This window comes from Micromonospora sp. NPDC093277 (assembly GCF_044765245.1).
Lineage (GTDB): Bacteria > Actinomycetota > Actinomycetes > Mycobacteriales > Micromonosporaceae > Micromonospora.
Window position 1 is genome coordinate 296457 of record NZ_JBIWJO010000002.1, and the last position, 15785, is coordinate 312241.

At 74.9% G+C, this 15785-nt stretch carries 13 protein-coding genes and 1 pseudogene; 2 read left to right on the top strand and 12 right to left on the bottom strand.

The annotated features are described in order from the left end of the window. Window positions 1-93 precede the first annotated feature (93 nt). Complete coding sequence (locus ACIRG9_RS05965) at window positions 94-843, bottom strand: hypothetical protein (protein WP_402850839.1); 750 nt, start codon at window positions 841-843, stop codon at window positions 94-96. Window positions 844-859: 16 nt separating this feature from the next. Then, window positions 860-1501, bottom strand: coding sequence for an RNA polymerase sigma factor (locus tag ACIRG9_RS05970; protein ID WP_402850842.1), 642 nt, complete (start codon window positions 1499-1501; stop codon window positions 860-862). Between the two features lie 542 nt (window positions 1502-2043). Between ACIRG9_RS05970 and ACIRG9_RS05975 the strand changes: the two genes are divergently transcribed. Further along, window positions 2044-3420, top strand: coding sequence for a serine/threonine-protein kinase (locus tag ACIRG9_RS05975; protein ID WP_402850844.1), 1377 nt, complete (start codon window positions 2044-2046; stop codon window positions 3418-3420). Between the two features lie 77 nt (window positions 3421-3497). Here ACIRG9_RS05975 and ACIRG9_RS05980 read toward each other — a convergent pair whose 3' ends face one another. The 10 genes and pseudogenes from ACIRG9_RS05980 to ACIRG9_RS06025 form a co-directional block, all read right to left on the bottom strand. Next, the gene (locus ACIRG9_RS05980) at window positions 3498-5978 is read right to left on the bottom strand and encodes an ABC transporter permease (RefSeq protein WP_402851867.1); all 2481 of its coding nucleotides are present in this window, start codon (window positions 5976-5978) and stop codon (window positions 3498-3500) included. A 14-nt stretch (window positions 5979-5992) separates the two neighbouring features. Further along, window positions 5993-6217, bottom strand: a pseudogene (locus tag ACIRG9_RS05985) (ATP-binding cassette domain-containing protein); the annotation flags it as partial. A 149-nt stretch (window positions 6218-6366) separates the two neighbouring features. Continuing rightward, window positions 6367-7032, bottom strand: coding sequence for a response regulator (locus ACIRG9_RS05990; protein WP_402850846.1), 666 nt, complete (start codon window positions 7030-7032; stop codon window positions 6367-6369). Continuing rightward, window positions 7029-8270: a sensor histidine kinase gene (locus ACIRG9_RS05995; RefSeq protein ID WP_402850849.1), complete on the bottom strand. Its 1242-nt coding sequence runs from the start codon at window positions 8268-8270 to the stop codon at window positions 7029-7031. Before ACIRG9_RS05995 ends, ACIRG9_RS05990 begins: the two co-directional genes overlap by 4 nt. Before the next feature lie 80 nt (window positions 8271-8350). Continuing rightward, on the bottom strand, window positions 8351-9280 hold the full coding sequence (locus tag ACIRG9_RS06000; RefSeq protein ID WP_402850852.1) for a PfkB family carbohydrate kinase: 930 nt from the start codon (window positions 9278-9280) through the stop codon (window positions 8351-8353). A 256-nt stretch (window positions 9281-9536) separates the two neighbouring features. After that, window positions 9537-10361, bottom strand: a complete 825-nt coding sequence (locus ACIRG9_RS06005; RefSeq protein ID WP_402850855.1) for a MerR family transcriptional regulator — start codon at window positions 10359-10361, stop codon at window positions 9537-9539. A gap of 53 nt (window positions 10362-10414) precedes the next feature. Further along, complete coding sequence (locus tag ACIRG9_RS06010) at window positions 10415-11380, bottom strand: hypothetical protein (RefSeq protein WP_402850857.1); 966 nt, start codon at window positions 11378-11380, stop codon at window positions 10415-10417. 120 nt (window positions 11381-11500) lie between these two features. Further along, window positions 11501-12322 (bottom strand): isocitrate lyase/phosphoenolpyruvate mutase family protein, encoded by an 822-nt coding sequence (locus tag ACIRG9_RS06015; RefSeq protein ID WP_402850860.1) that lies wholly within the window; start codon window positions 12320-12322, stop codon window positions 11501-11503. Between the two features lie 193 nt (window positions 12323-12515). Next, window positions 12516-13256, bottom strand: coding sequence for an ArsR/SmtB family transcription factor (locus ACIRG9_RS06020; protein WP_402850863.1), 741 nt, complete (start codon window positions 13254-13256; stop codon window positions 12516-12518). Between the two features lie 142 nt (window positions 13257-13398). Next, window positions 13399-13932 (bottom strand): 2'-5' RNA ligase family protein, encoded by a 534-nt coding sequence (locus ACIRG9_RS06025; RefSeq protein WP_402850866.1) that lies wholly within the window; start codon window positions 13930-13932, stop codon window positions 13399-13401. Window positions 13933-14047: 115 nt separating this feature from the next. Here ACIRG9_RS06025 and ACIRG9_RS06030 point away from each other — a divergent pair, with 115 nt between their 5' ends. Next, window positions 14048-15775, top strand: coding sequence for a DEAD/DEAH box helicase (locus ACIRG9_RS06030; protein ID WP_402850869.1), 1728 nt, complete (start codon window positions 14048-14050; stop codon window positions 15773-15775). Window positions 15776-15785: the final 10 nt, after the last annotated feature.

Consider the following 15785-nt stretch of genomic DNA (forward strand, 5'->3'; position numbering starts at 1 on the left):
GTCGGACACACTCCCACCATCATGTGTCTAGCAGACTGAATCCGCGCGTCCGGAGAGATGAATGTTTGTCCGGAATCTGGTGGCGTCGTGGGATCAGCCGTCGTCCTTTTTTTTGCCGGAACGGGCGGGGGTCGACGTCGACGTGGCCTCGGGCGACCGGGTCGACCGGGTGTTCCGCGACGGCTTGCCGACCGCCTCCGGTACGAGCCGGACGCAGTACTCCTCGACCTGGTCGGCGCCGCCGGCCGCGGCGACCAGGTCGGCGAAGCCCGGCGTCTTCAGCGCTCGTGCCCGCTGCTCGGCCGACTTCGACAGGTACGCCCGGCAGTGGCCGGCGAGCTTCCCAGCCGTCGCCGACCGTCCGGGTTCGCCGGACCCGGTCGGGTCGGGTTCGGCGGACGGCATGACGGCACCCGTGGTCGGGCTCGCCTCCCGGGACTGGCCCGGCCGGCTCGGGCTACCCGCGCCGGTGCTGCCGGCGGAGGTGCCGCCCGCGGTGGCCGACGGCGGCGGCGCAGGGACCCAGGACCGGTCCAGGTTCACCGCGGCGACGGCGCCCCCGGCGGTGGCGACGGCGGCGACTCCGGCCACCCAGGCCGCCACGCCGACCCGGAAGCCTCCCCGCCGGGGTGCCCGCGCCGGTGTCGCCGGCGGGTTCGCCCGAGCCGCCCGGAACGCGGCGAGCGCCTGCTCCTCACCGGCCACCTCGGTCGGGTCGGCCGGGGCGGCCGCCGCGGCGAGCAGCCGGGCCAGCGGGTCGGCTGCCCATGGCGACTGCCCGGCTCGGGCCGCGTCGAGGAGACGCTCGGACTCCGTCCGGTCGTCGGGCCGGCGATGACTCATCCCAATCCCCCCACCCTCATCCGTCCGCCGGCTCCGCCGTCGGCGCGTTCGGCGCCTGCCGCCCCCGGCCGGTACGCGGGTGGGGCGGGGTGACCTCCGCGGCCCGTCTGGACGGCTGTACGGGGTCGGTACGTTCCAGGAGCGAGGCGAGCCGGCGCAGGCCTCGGTGCGCGGCGGTCCGGACGGCTCCCGCGCGCCGCCCGAGAACCCGCCCCGCGGTCTCCGCGTCGAGTCCGATCACGGCCCGCAGCAGGACCGCCTCCGCCTCCCGGGGCGGCAGGGTCGCGATCAGCGCCAACGCGCTCTCGGTGCCGATGGTCTCGCCGGCCCGCTCTGCCGTGTCGGCGTCCCCGGCCAGCCCGCTGAGCGCCTGGACCGGCACCGGCAGGGACGGCCGCCGTCGCTGCCGGCGCAGGTGGTCCATCGCCCGGTTGCGCGCGATGGTGACCGTCCAGGCCCGGAACTCCCCGCCGGTGAAGGTGGGCAGGTCACGGGAGATCTGCAACCAGGCCTCGGACGCGACGTCCTCGGCGTCCCCGCCCACCAGCGCGGTGAGGTAGCGCAGCAGGCCGGGCTGCAGGCTGCGGTAGAGGAAGCGGAAGGCGTCCTCGTCGCCCGCCTGCGCCGCGGCGACCACCTCGCTCAGCTCACCGGTCATGGACCCGCCGTTTCCGCCCTACCGATTCCCGGGACCGGAGCATGCCGGTGCCGGCGTACCCGGCGCGCGACTGGTCGGGTGACCGGATCACCACCCGCACCACCAGCCCCCCGCTGACCTGATCGGCGTTTGACGCGAAACGCGCGGACGCACATGGACAGGTGCCGCGACGTAACGGTCGTCGGCGGACACACCGTACCCGCGTTATGGGACACCCCAGAGCCGGGCTAACGGTAGGAGCGGATGGACCGGCGGACAAGCCACCAGCCCACCGGAAGCAAAGTGAGAATTGTCGCCAGGCGACAGCGGCGAGTCGGCGTAACGAACACCAGCGCTCGTACGCTGCGGTGGTTGCGGCGTTGGACCCGCCACCGCCGGGGCGGCCGATCAACGGCGGAGCTTTCGGCCCGATCGTACCCAGGTCGTCACCCTCAGCCGATCGGGGACACGGCCGCTGACCGTTTGGCGGAGCGAGTCGAACCGGCCGCCGCCCGCGCGGGGCGAGATCGCGAGAAATACTTCCCGACCGCTCTGGGTACGGTATGTGGGTGTTGTCATCGGAGGTCGTCCTCAGCGGTCGGTACCGCCTGAACGACCGTGTCGCCACGGGCGGCATGGGCGATGTCTGGCGGGCCACGGACCTGGTGCTGGGCCGTCAGGTCGCGGTGAAGGTCCTGCTGCCCGCGCTGGTCTCCGATCCCGACTTCATCGCCCGCTTCCGCGCCGAGGCACGGATCATGGCCGCCCTGCGGAACCCGGGTGTCGTGCAGGTCTTCGACTGCGGCGAGGACGAACTGCCCGACGGTAGCCGAGCCGACTACCTGGTCATGGAGTTCGTGGAGGGCGAGCCGCTGTCCAAGCGGATCGAGGCGGCCGGCCGGCTCGAGGTCGGCGAGACGATGTCGATCGTGGCGCAGGTCGCCCAGGCCCTGCAGGCCGCACATGCCCGGGGCATCGTCCACCGGGACGTGAAGCCGAGCAACCTGCTGGTCCAGGAGAACGGGACCGTCACCCTGGTCGATTTCGGGGTGGCCCGGTCGACCAATGTGACCAGTATCACCAGCACCAACGCGGTGCCCGGAACCGCCCTCTACATGGCCCCCGAGCAGGCCGCCGGCCGCCCCGTCTCCGGCGCCACCGACATCTACGCGCTCGGCGCGGTGGCCTACTGCTGCCTCACCGGCAGCCCGCCCTTCACCGGAGACACTCCGCTCCAGGTGGCCGTCCGCCACCTGGACGACGAGCCGCCCGAACTGCCGGCGGACATCCCGCAGCCGGTCCGCGACCTGGTCGCCCGGGCGCTCGCGAAGGACCCCGCCGAGCGCTTCCCCACCGGCACGGCGATGGCCGCCGCGGCCCGGGCCGCGATGTCCGAATCGCCGACCTCGACGGTGCCGGCCAGGTTACGCAGCCCGGCCGGGGTCGCGGACACCAGGGACGATCTTCCGGTTGTGACGCCGTCGGCGTCCCGGCCGGGCCGTCGGCGGGGGACGCTGGTCGGCGCCGGCGTCGCGGTCCTCGTGGGACTGGCCGCGCTCGGCGCTGCGCTGGGTGCCGCCAACAACACGGGCGAGCCGGCAACCACCTTCAAGACCCCGCCGGCGGCCACCAGCAGTGACGACGCGCCCGCCGTCAACGAATCGGTGTCCGCCGACGAGAGCAACCGGTCATACCGGCCGGGGTCGGGCAAGCGCCCGTCGGAAACGGCGACCGCCACCCCGACCCCGACCGGGTCTCCGACCGGGTCCGTGGAGTCGTCGCCGTCGGTGCCGCCGCCGACCGAGCCGACCGAGCCGGCGGCGACGCCGAGCAGTCCGGCCCCGACGACGGACGACCCCCCAAAGCCGAGCAACAGCCCGCCGACGTCCACGCCCGGCGGCAGTGGCGGTGGCGGCCAGATGCCGACCCAGGTCAACTGACCTCGCCCCGCTGCCAGGGACCGGCGGTCGAGCGCCGCTGATTCCGCTCCGATCCGTCCGGCCCCCGGCAGGACCGCTCACTCGGCGCCGAGCGCCACCACCACCGGCCGGGACAGCGCCCGCCGGGCCGGGAGGACGCTGGCGGCCAGCGCGGCCAGCACCGCCACCGCGACCACGAGACCGAGCCGCCCCCACGGCATGACCAGGGTGAAGTCACCGCCGATCCGGGCCACGACCGCCATCGCGCCGGCACCCACCCCGATGCCCAGGGCGAGGCCGAGCAGGGTGCCGACCAGCGCGGTGAGCACCGCCTCGACCGCGAGCACCGTCCGCATCCCGCCGCGGGTGAGCCCCACCGCCCGCAGCACGGCGTTCTCCCGGGCGCGTTCCACCACCGACAGGCTGAGCGTGTTCGCCACACCCACCAGAGCGATCACCACAGCCAGGCCGAGCAGCGCGGTGACGAACGCCAGCACCATGTCCACGGTGCCAGTGAGCATCTTCTTGTACGCGGCCTGGTCCAGCAGGTTGACCGTCGGGTATCCGGCGAGCACCGACTCGATGGCGGCCCGGGCGGTGTCCGGGGCGACCCCCTCCGCCGGATCCACCTCGGCCAGGTAGCCCCGCTCGGTCGGGAAGAGGCGGGCGAAGTCGGCGTCGACGACGTCAACCACGTACCCGGCGGGCACCGGGCCGCCCGCGAGGGCCGGGCCCTCGGCGGCCACCACCGCCGCCACCCGGAACGACCGGCCGGCGAGCGTGATCGTCTCGCCGACCCGCCACCCTCGGGCGGCGGCCAGCTCGCGGTGCACCAGCACCGTTCCCGGCCCCAGCCCGGCCGGGTCGCCCGCGTCCACCCCCGACAGGGTCCGGCGGACCAGCGCCGGGTCGGCGGCCCGCAGCTCGACCCCGCCGACCGCGTGGCTACGCTGCTCGTGCACGATCCCCAGCTCGGGCCGGGCGGCCAGTTCCCCGGCCAGCGGCGCCGGCAGGTCCCCGCCGATCCCGGTGACCAGGAAATCCACCCCGATCTGCCGGTCCACCGCGCGCTCGATGCCGGCCTTGGCGCTGCCGGCGCCGACCACGAACGCGGACACCAGGCCGATCCCGATCACCAACGCGGTGGCGGTGGCGGCGACCCGGCGCGGATTGCGCACGGCATTCGCCACGGCCAGGCCGGCGGTGGCGCCGAGCAGCCGGCGGGCCGGCCAGCCGAGCACCCGGACCAGCGCCGGCACCAGCAGCGGGCCGAACAGCACGATGCCCAGGAAGGCCAGCACCCCACCGGCGGCGACCAGCGGCAACTGGCCGGCGGCGCCCGCGCCGAACAACGCCGCCACTCCGCCGGTGAGGATCAGCCCGCCGGCCGCGAGGCGTACCCGGCCGGCCCGCTGCGCGGGCCGCACGGCGGCGTCGGTCAGCGCGGCCACCGGCGCGACCCGGGTGCCCTGCCACACCGGCACCGCGGCGGACAGCACCGTCAACAGCGTGCCCAGGCCGAGGCAGACCAGCACCGTACGGGCGGTCACGGCGAGGGTGCCGGTGACCGGCGCGTCCATCCTGGACATCAGTGCGCCGAGGCCCATGGCCAGGCCCACCCCGGCCAGCACGCCCACCGCCGAGGCGACCAGGCCGGTCAGCGCCGCCTCACCCAGGGTGGCCCGGAACACCTGTCCCCGGGTCGCACCGACCAGCCGTAGCAGCGCCGTCCGCCGGGTCCGCTGGGCGAGGACGATGGCGAAGGTGTTCGCGATCACGAAGCCCGCCACCACCACCGCGACGGCGGCGAAGGTCAGCAGGAACAGGCCGAACTGCTGCCGGTCGCGTACCGCGTCGGTGACGGCCTCGTCGAGGATCACCTGCCGGTCCTTCACGGCCACGTCGGGGCCGACCGCGGCGCGGACCCGCTCGGCCAGCGCCTCCCGGTCTACGCCGGGCCGGGCCGCCACCATGATCCGGCCGTACCCGGGCTCGCCGCCGACGACCAGGGCCTCCGCGCCGACCAGCCCGACGAACGGGCCGCCGACGTCCCGGGACGTGCCGGCCACGTCGACCGTGCCGACCAGGGTGTACGGCCGGGCCGGCCCCGCGGACCCACCGACCCGCACCGGCGCGCCGAGGACGAAGCCCTGCTCGGTGACGGTGGGCGCGTCGAGCACCACCTCACCCGGACGCTCCGGCAGGCGCCCGCTCACCACGTCGTACGACTGCAGGGCCGGGTCGGTGGGGATGGCGGCCAGCACGGCGTAGCCGAGCACCGGCCGGCCGTCGGAGCCGACCACCCCGGCGGAACCGATCAGCTCCCCGGCCGCGGCGGCCACCCCGTCGACCGCCCGGACCCGCTCGATCAGCGCGGGCGGCAGCGGTTCCTTCCCGGCGTACGCCGCCAGGTCGGTGTGCCGGTCGAAGGCGCCGGCCCGCGCGTACGCCCCGGCGCGCATACTGTCGGTGAAGATCAGGGTGCCGGCGACGAAGGCGACGCCGAGCACGACGGCCACGCTGGAGAGCAGCAGGCGCAGCCCGTCGGCACGAACCTGGCGCAGGGTCAGGCGCAGCATCCCGGTCACCGCCCCACCGTGCCGGCGGGGGGCCGGTCCAGTCCGGCGAGGCAGTGCAGGAGGGTCGACCTGCCGGAACCGGACGGACCCATGACGGCGGTGAACCGGCCGGCGGTCAGGTCGAGGTCGATCCCGTCGAGGGCGACGACCCGGGACTGCCCGGAGCCGTACTCCTTGCGCAGGGCACGGGTGGACACGGCGACGCCGGTGGCGGCGCTCGCGGTGGGTGCGACGGACACGTGGTGCTCCCCGTCTCGAGACGTTCAGCGGACGTCTCCGACGCTATGGGCGGCATCCCGTGATCGAGCTCCACCTGCGCGCTCGACCTCGGTACGCCCCGGGTCGCCCCCGACCGGGTCGACCCGTACGACCCAGGTCGTACGCCGGCTCAGCCGCCCGGGGTGATCAGGCCGCTCTCGTACGCCAGCACCACCGCCTGCACCCGGTCGCGGAGTTGGAGCTTCGCCAGGATCCGGCCGACATGCGTCTTCACGGTCGCCTCCGCGACGTGCACCCGGGCGGCGATCTCCGCGTTGGACAGTCCCCGCGCGACGAGCAGCAGCACCTCCCGCTCCCGCTCGGTGAGCTGAGCCAGTCGGGGGTCCTCGGTGGGGCCGGGACCGAACTGGCCGGCGAACCGGTCCAGCAGCCGCCGGGTGATCGACGGCGCCACCACCGAGTCGCCCTCGGCGACCACCCGGATCGCGGCGAGCAGTTCCTCCGGCGGGACGTTCTTGAGCAGGAACCCGCTGGCCCCCGCCTGGAGCGCCGCGAACGCGTCCGCCTCGGTGTCGAAGGTGGTGAGCACCAGCACCCGGGGACGCCCGGCGGGCGGTCCCGCGCAGATCCGCCGGGTCGCCTCCACCCCGTCCATGGTCGGCATCCGCAGATCCATCACCACCACGTCGGCGTCGACCCGGTCGAGCACCCGCAGCGCGTCGGCACCGTCGATCGCCTCGCCGACCACCGCCAGGTCCGGCTGGGAGTCCAGCACCATGCGGAACCCGGCGCGGACCAGCGCCTGATCGTCGACAATCACCACGCGGACCGTCACGCCGCCTCCTGCCGCTCGGTGTCCGGCACCGACGGTAGCGGTAGCCGCGCCTCGACCCGCCAGCCCCCGGCCAGCGTGGGACCGGCGGAGAGGCTGCCGTCGTACACCCCGACCCGCTCGCGCATGCCGACCAGGCCGTGCCCGCCGGACGGCGCCGGCCGGACCACCGGACGACCGCGCCCGTCGTCCACGGCCCGGACCACGACAGTGGTCGCGGACCAGTCCAGGCTCAGCTCGACCGACGCGCCCACCCCGGCGTGCTTGAGCGCGTTGGTCAGCGACTCCTGTACCACGCGGTAGACGGTCAACTCCAGGCCCGGCGGCAGGGGCACCGGGTCGCCCGTGGTGGCGTAGCCGACCCGCAGGCCGGCGGCGCGGAAGCGGTCCAGCAGGGCGGGCAGCTCCACCAAAGCCGGCCGGCGGTGCGCCGGCTCGCCGGAGAGGCCGCCCTCGGGCCCGGCCACCGCGGCCGGCGGGGCCACCGGTTCCGGCCGGCTCGGCTCCCGCAGTACGCCCACCAGCCGGCGCATCTCCTCCAGCGCCTGCCGGCCGGTGTCCGCCACCACCTTGGCCGCCTCGCGAGCAATGGCCGGATCGCGGTCGATGGTGAACCGGACCCCGTCGGCCTGCACGATCATCACCGCCATGCTGTGTGCGACCACGTCGTGCAGCTCCCGGGCGATCCGGGTCCGCTCCTCGGCCACCGCCGCCCGCGCCTCCGCCTCCCGCTCGCGTTCGAGGGTGGTCGCCCGCTCCTCCAGGCTCAGCACGTAGAGCCGGCGGGTCCGCACGTTCAGCCCCACCAGCCACACCGCGCCGGTGATCAGCCCGAAGTAGATCGCGCTGGCCCACCAGGCCGCGGGTCCGGGCACCTGGAGCGCGGCCAGCACCACGCCGACCGCGGCGACCAGCCCGGCGATCACCCCGTCGCGGAGCCGGTCGGCGTACTTGACCACGCTGTAGAGGGCGATCAGCACGGCGATGTCGTAGCCGAGCGGACCCCAGCCGGCGAGCACCTGGACGAGCGCCAGCACGGCCACCACCGCCGCGACCACCGTCGGCCGGGTACGCCGGAACAGCAGGGCGAGTGCCATCCCGATCCCGACCAGGGTCGCCTTCCAGCCACCGGGCTGGGCCACGACCGCGACGACGGCGAAGAGCACCACCAGTCCGGAGACGGCGACGTCGAAGCCGACGCTGCGCAACGGCCGACCAAAGATCCCGCGGTCCACGGTCACCCAGCGTACGGCGCGCACTGCCCGTCGATGCTGACCGTCCTTGTCGCGGTCCGGACAGCGCGAGCCTGGCACGTCCAGGATCAGCGGGCGGCCAGGCGGGCCAGTTGCGCGTCGATCGCCTCGGGGGTGAGGGCGGGTCGCCCGCCGGGTTGGCCGACGGTCGCGCCGGCCGCGGCGACCGCGTACCGGGCGACATGCTCGTACGGGTCGCCGCGGAGCAGGCCGACGGTGAGCGCGGCGACGAAGGCGTCCCCGGCGCCGGTGGTGTCCACGGTGGGCGTGTCGCTGAGCGGCACGAAGACCTCGCCGTCCGGCCAGACGAAGGCGTTCCCCACCCCCGCCACCTCGACCGCGGCCAGCGACGGCCCTCGCTTGAGCAGTTCCCGGCCCGCCCGCAGGCCCGACACGGCGTCCGTCGGCGGATCACCCACGAGCAGACCCACCTCCCGCGCGTCGGCGCGCAGCACGTCGGCCAGGGCGAGCAGCTCCAGCCCGCCGGCCGGATCCGGCGCGCCGTCCAGCACCACCAGCCGACCGGTCGTGCGGGCACACCGGGCCGCCGCGAGCGCCGCCGGAAGCGGCTGCTGGAGCTGCACGAGTACGGCCCGGGCGGCGCTCAGCGCCTCGGCCGCTCCGGTCACGTCCGCCTCGGTCAGCAGGGTCGCCTCGGGGATGTCCTCCAGGTAGCGCCACCGGGCCTGGGCATCCACCACGTCGACGATCAACGCGCTGGGGGTGCCGGCCCGGCGCAGCACGGGGGCTACGTCGATCCCGTCGCTGCGGGCCTGGCCCAGTAACCGGTCGCCGACCTCGTCCTCCCCGACCACGCCGAGCAACCCGACCCGGACGCCGAGCTGGGCGAGGCCGACGGCCTGGTTGGCCCCCTTGCCGCCGAGCAGTTCCCGCCGGCGGCGTACCGGTGCCGTGCCGGATGGGCCGGGCACCTCGTCCACCAGCAGGACGAGGTCCCGGCACACCTGCCCCACCACGAGCGCGTCCAGTCCGGCCATGCCCGGCTGATACCCGGGCGACGGCCGGTCACGCCCCGCTCACCGGCCGCCCGCACGCCCGACAGCGAACCTGAAGCAGCCGTACACCACGTTGCGGCTGTGCAGGCGGTCGACCGCGGGGTCGGCGAACAGCTCGCCGATGACGCACCCGCCCAGCCTGGTCCGCGTCCGTGGCCGGTGCTGGCGCCGATCGGACCTCACGTTCCCGGCATCTCGCCCCGACGCCGCTCAGCCTCGCCGCCGACCGCTCCCGGCGTCAGCGGCGGGAGATCGGGATCTGGAGTTCCGTCACGCCCTTCTCCGGCTCGTTCTGGCAGTATTCGAGGTAGACCTCGCGGGCGTATCCCTCGGCTCGCCAGCCGTTCTCCTCGATCCAACGGGCGAGCACCTGCATGGTGGCCTCGACCTCGTCCATCGAACCGTGATGCACGAGCGCCGCGGCGGTGGGGATCGCCGGCAGGTCGATGACGGCGAAGTCCCGGGCGGCCGCCAGGTCCACGCCAACGGTCGCCCCGGCGTGCACGACGACCGCCTCCCCCTCGCCCTCCGGCTCGTACCAGGCAATGGTCGGGCCGGTCGGGCGGACGTGCGCCTCGTCGAGCCGGCGGAACAGCTCCGGATAGAGCGGTTGAATCACCGGACCGATGTCCGTCGGCTCGTAGCTGGCGGCGACGGCCGTCAGCTCCGCGATCCGCACCGGCGGGATTTCCTTCAGTACGACGTCCTTGGTGGTCATCTGACCCTCCGTCTCGAGCATCCGGAGCCTCGCCTCGATCCTGGCCAGCCGGGCGGTGTCGGCGGCGACCTGCGCCGCGAGTTGGGCTTGGCGCAACCGCAGCATCCCGCGCAGCTCGGCGACATCGACCTCGTCGTCGAGGACGGTCCGGACCTGGCCCAGGGTGAGCCCCAGGTCCTTCAGGGCGACCACCCGGTTGAGCCGGCCCAACTGCGCCGCCCGGTAATAGCGGTAACCGGTGTGCGGGTCGACGACGGCCGGGCGGAGCAGCCCGATGCCGTCGTAGTGCCGCAGCATCCGGACCGACACCCGGCCGAGTGCGGCGAATTCTCCGATGGTGAACATGGTCCCCTCACGCTCGCCCCTGACACGGTGTCAGAGTCAAGCGTGCCGGACCCTCACACCCCCATCTCGGCCTCGTACGCCCGGCGGAACCGGCGACGGGCGGCGGGCGCGAGGCAGACGTGCCAGTACTGCCCCTCGTCGACGACGTTGACCTCACCGGCCTCCTGCCGGGCCAGCAGCAGCTCGGCCAGGGCGTCGCGGGCGCCGAAGCGGCGGAACCAGGTCATTTCCAGGTCGGCCGCCCAGCCGAGGCAGTGACCACTGGGCACCAGGGCCGCGTACCCGAGGCGGCGCAGCCGGTGCTGGTGCTCGGCGCTGCGCGCCAGGCTGGTCACCCAGAGCGGCGGGCTGGCCGGCGGGGTGGCCAGGGCGAACTCCCGACCGATGTCGTTGAGCAGCGCCACCATCTCGCGCCGGGTCCGGCGGAACCTCAGCCCGGCGGTGCGCGGGGTCACGCTCGGCAGCAGCCGCCGCCGGACCGCTCGTAGCCCGCGGCCGACGAGGGTCGCGGGTTGCTCCTGGTAGCGGAAGGCGAGCAGGCCGCGCCGGCGCAGCCACTCCAGGTCGACCAGGTCGATACTGCTGTCGACCTGCTGGTCGGTGAGGAAGGCCGGGGTGTCCCGCCACCACATCGCGTCGATACGGGAGAGCAGGTAGATCCGGACCAGCGCGGTGAGGTCGGGTGCCGAGCGGCGGGCGTCGGATTGGTGGCGGGCCAACTCCAGCAGCAGGGTCTCCCGGGCACCGACGAGCCCCTGCGGGGTGGCGTCGAGGACGGCGGCGATGGCCGGCTCGCGCAGCCGCTGGTCGAGCAACACCTGGCGGGCGGTGGTCGACGGGGCGTCCGCGAGGGCACCGACCTCGACCATCAGCTCGGCCACCGCCACCCGGTAGGCGGCCAGGTCGGGTGCCACGGGGTCCGGGCGGCGGGCCGTGGCCGAGGGCAGTCGGCGGCTGGGAGCGGTGGAGGCGATGGCGGGCCCGGAGGGCGGGCCAGGGCTTCCGATGGGCACTCGCATGTTCGGGTCCCCTCTCCAGGCAGGACACGGTGTGGCTGGAACCTGGACACACCGTATTCGCCAGGATCGGTAATTCTCCGAACGATTCTCCTATCTACCCACAAAGGGAGACAGGCAGCCTCATCCGGAGCGACCGTTCCCGAATCGCCCGGTCAACTCCTGCACCCACCCGTACGAGGGCAGGTCGGGGCCCGCTCCGGCACGGTCCGCGCCGGCCGCTCCGGCCCGGACCGTGTCCGCGACCTCCAGTGCCGCGCCGAGTGCGGCCCGGAACAGCAGCGAGCCGGTGCTGACCCGCGCCACCCCGAGCCGGCCCAGCTCGGCCAGGCCCGGCCCGCCCGGACGGTGCAACACGTTCAACGGCCGGCCGGCCTCGGCGGCCAGCAGCGCGACGGTGTCGTCCGGCGCACCGGGAACGAACAGGCCGTCGGCCCCCGCCTCCCGGTACGCCCGGGCCCGGAACAGGGCCTCCGCCAGCGGCTCGGGCAGCCCGAGCCACCAGGCGTCGGTGCGGGCGTTGACGAACAATCCCGGCACGGCGTCCCTCACCGCGGCGATCTTGGCGACGACCAGCTCCGGTGGGGCGAGAGTGCCGTCCGGGCGACCGTCCTCCAGGTTCACCCCCACCACGCCGAGCCCGGCCAGCTCGGTGACGTAGTCGGCCACCGCCGCCGGGTCGTCGCTGAAGCCGCCCTCGACGTCGACCGTGAGCAGGACGGGCAGGTCGCGGAGCCGCCGGGCGAGGTCGAGATTCTCGGCCCGGGTGGCGCCGGTTCCGTCCGGCTTGCCGGCGGCCGCGGCGACCCCGAGGCTGGTGGTGCCGATCGCCGGGTACCCCTGGGCCGCGAGGGCGGCGGCGGAGGCGTGGTCCCAGGCGTTGGGCAGCAGCAACGGCTGGCCCGGCCGGTGCAGGGCGTGGAACGCGGCAGCGCGGTCGATCAACGGAGCGTCACCTCGATGCTCGTGGGGACACGGGGAGCGGGATGCGGCACGTACTCGATCATGGCTGCGTCACCCACCGGCATCACGATCCACTCCACTTCCCGCAAATAGCGGTCACCGGGACCGTCCGAGACCACCACATGCCGCACACGGAGTCGATCAAACGGCGGCCAGGCGCGGTGGACGGTGGCCGTCAGGCGCGGTGGACGGTGGTGTCACGGAGCGGAGCCAGGTCGGCTGGGGCGACGCCGAGAGCGGTGGCCAGGGCGGGACGGCCAGCCGGGGTGAGACGGATCGCGCGGCCGGTGCCGCGCACCGTCCAGCCAAGGTCCAGGAAACGCTGGCACAGTGCCGCGCCGAGCGCTCCGGCCAGGTGCGGGCGGCGCTCGGTCCAGTCGAGGCAGTCACGGATCAGGGGCCGCCGGCCGGCGCGCAGCGGCTCGAACGGCACGCCGACCCCGGCCAGCCACGCCACTCCGTCCGGCGTGACCGCCAGCCCGCCCGTCCGGTCCAGCACGCCGCGGGCCAGCAGCGCGTCGTGCAGCAGCACCCCGAGCCGGCCGGCCAGGTGGTCGTAGCAGGTCCGGGCGTACGCCAGGGCAGCGGCGGCCGACGCGACGCGCAACGTGCGGGGTGGGGTCGGCGGTGCGGGCGCGTGGCCGGCCAGGTCCTCGACGAGCTGGGCGACCGACGGGCCGGCCAGGCGGACGTACCGGTGCCGGCCCTGCCGCTCCTCGACCAGGAGCCCGCCGCGCACCAACTGGTTGAGGTGGTCGCTCGCGGTGGAGGGCGCCACCCCGGCGGACCGGGCCAGCTCCCCCGCCGTCCAGGCCCGCCCGTCCAGCAGCGCCAGGCAGAAGCTGGCCCGGGTGCGGTCGGCGAGCAGCGCGGCGAGTCCCGCTATCGCGCGGCCGTCGGTGCCGGTCGTGGTCATGCCATCATGCTGGCACGGGGACGGTTCGGCCTGGACCGCACAGTGCGGCGGGCCGCCGGTCATCGGGGGGCGCGGCCCGGCGGCGAGGTCGACTCGATCCCGCCACCGCGTCGCCGACCGCGAACGGCGCGGGCCGGCCGGGTCAACCGGGCAGGAGGGGGCCCGCGGGGGTCAGGTCGCTGACCGTGCGGGTGTCGCTGTCGTAGCTGCGCGCCGCCACGAACTCCCCGGCGGGGCGGTCGAGCCCGGCCACCGCCCGGGCTCTGCGCCGATCGCCGTCCCGGAACCGCAGGGCCAGACTCAGGTGCGGAATCCAGCGCCCCGGCAGGTGCCACGGGCGCGGGCCGGGCGCCTCGGCGAGCACGTCCCAGACCGCACCGTGCAGGGCGATCAGCTGCGGTGCGGGCCGGACCAGCCAGACCAGCGGGGCGCTCCCGTCGAGCACCGCCACCCGGTCGACCCGGGCGGGCAGCGGCAGGGCCGAGGCGCAGAGGTCGGCGAGGCGCTGCTCGGCCCCGGGCGGAAACTCCTCGACCGAGGCGAGGGTCAGGTGCGGCCGGTTGTTGGGCTGGGCGTTGCGCGCCAGGCTGGGCAGTCCGGCCTCGGCCAGCCGGTGCCAGGCCGCCCGTACCGTCCCCTCCAGCTCCGGCGAGCAGAGCAGTTCGACCGTACGCACGCCGCCAGGCTAGTCGTCGTCGGTGCGCCGTGACGCACCCATCTGAAACGTGGCCGGGCTGACGGTTGTGCCGGTCGCCGCAACCGCCCGCCGGGGGTGATGAAAGGCTTGGCGTATGAGTTCCGCACCAACGCCCACCGACCCCACCTTCCCCGACGACGCCGACGCGGCGACCGCCTTCGCGGATCTCGGGCTACGCGCCGAACTGCTGGGCGCGCTGGCCGCGCTCGGCTACGAGGAGCCCACCCCGATCCAGCGGGAGGCGATCCCACCCCTGCTCGCCGGCCAGGACCTGCTGGGGCAGGCGGCGACGGGTACGGGCAAGACCGCCGCCTTCGCCCTGCCGCTGTTGCAGCGGCTGCCCGAAGACCGCCCGGGCGGGGATCCGGCGTCGCTGGTGCTGGTGCCCACCCGGGAGCTGGCGGTGCAGGTCTCCGAGGCGTTCCACCGATATGGCAAGGACCTCGGCACCCGGGTCCTGCCGATCTACGGCGGCCAGCCGATCGGCCGGCAGTTGCGCGCCCTCGACCTGGGCGTGGACGTGGTGGTGGCGACGCCGGGCCGGGCGCTGGACCACATTGCCCGGGGCACCCTGCGGCTGGGTTCGCTGGCCACGGTGGTGCTGGACGAGGCCGACGAGATGCTCGACATGGGCTTCGCCGAGGACATCGAGGCGATCCTGGAGCACGCCCCCGCCGAACGGCAGACGGTGCTCTTCTCGGCGACCATGCCGGCGCGTATCGACGGGCTGGCCCGCCAGCACCTGACCGACCCGGTGCGTATCCAGATCGAACGCGAGCGGCCGGTGGCCGGCGAGGCGCCCCGGGTGCGGCAGAGCGCGTACATCGTGTCGCGGGCGCACAAGCCGGCCGCGCTGGGCCGGGTGCTGGACGTGGAGTCGCCGACGGCGGCCATCGTGTTCTGCCGCAGCCGGGAGGAGGTGGACCGGCTCACCGAGACGATGAACGGCCGGGGCTACCGGGCCGAGGCACTGCACGGCGGGATGAGCCAGGAACAGCGGGACCGGGTGATGGGCCGGTTGCGGGCGGGCACGGCCGACCTGCTGGTGGCCACCGACGTGGCGGCCCGCGGGCTGGACGTCGAGCAGCTCAGTCACGTGGTCAACTACGACGTCCCGTCGGCGCCGGAGTCGTACGTGCACCGGATCGGCCGGGTTGGCCGGGCCGGCCGGGAGGGCGTGGCGATCACCCTCGCCGAGCCGCGCGAGCACCGGATGCTCAAGACCATCGAGCGGGTCACCGGCCAGCGGATCGCCGTCGACAAGATCCCCACGGTGGCGGATCTGCGGACCCGGCGGCTGGAGCTGACGCAGGCGGCGCTGCGGGAGTCGCTGCTCGAGGACGACCTGGAGCCGTTCCGGGCGATCGTCGAGTCGCTGACCGACGAGTTCGACCTGATGGAGGTCGCGCTCGCGGCGGTGCGGCTGGCCCATGAGGCGACCCTCCCCGGCACGGCCGACGAGGAGGAAGAGATCCCGCAGGTCACGGTTCGTCCGCCGCGGGAGCAGCGCGGGCCCGAGGGCCGGGAACGGCGTGGGCCTGCCCGTCCCCGCCCCGGCGGTACGACCCAGGTCTTCGTCGGCCTGGGCCGGCGCGCCGGGGTCCGTCCGCAGGATCTGGTCGGGGCGATCACCGGGGAGACCCGGGTCAGCGGGCGGGACATCGGCTCGATCGAGATCGCCGACCGGTTCTCCCTGGTGGAGGTCCCGTCCGGGCTCGCCGACGAGGTGATCCGCGGGCTGCGCGGCAGCACCATCAAGGGCCGCAAGGCGACCGTCCGCCTCGACCGGGACGGCGTCGACAGCCCTCGCGACCGCCGCTGAACAGCACGGC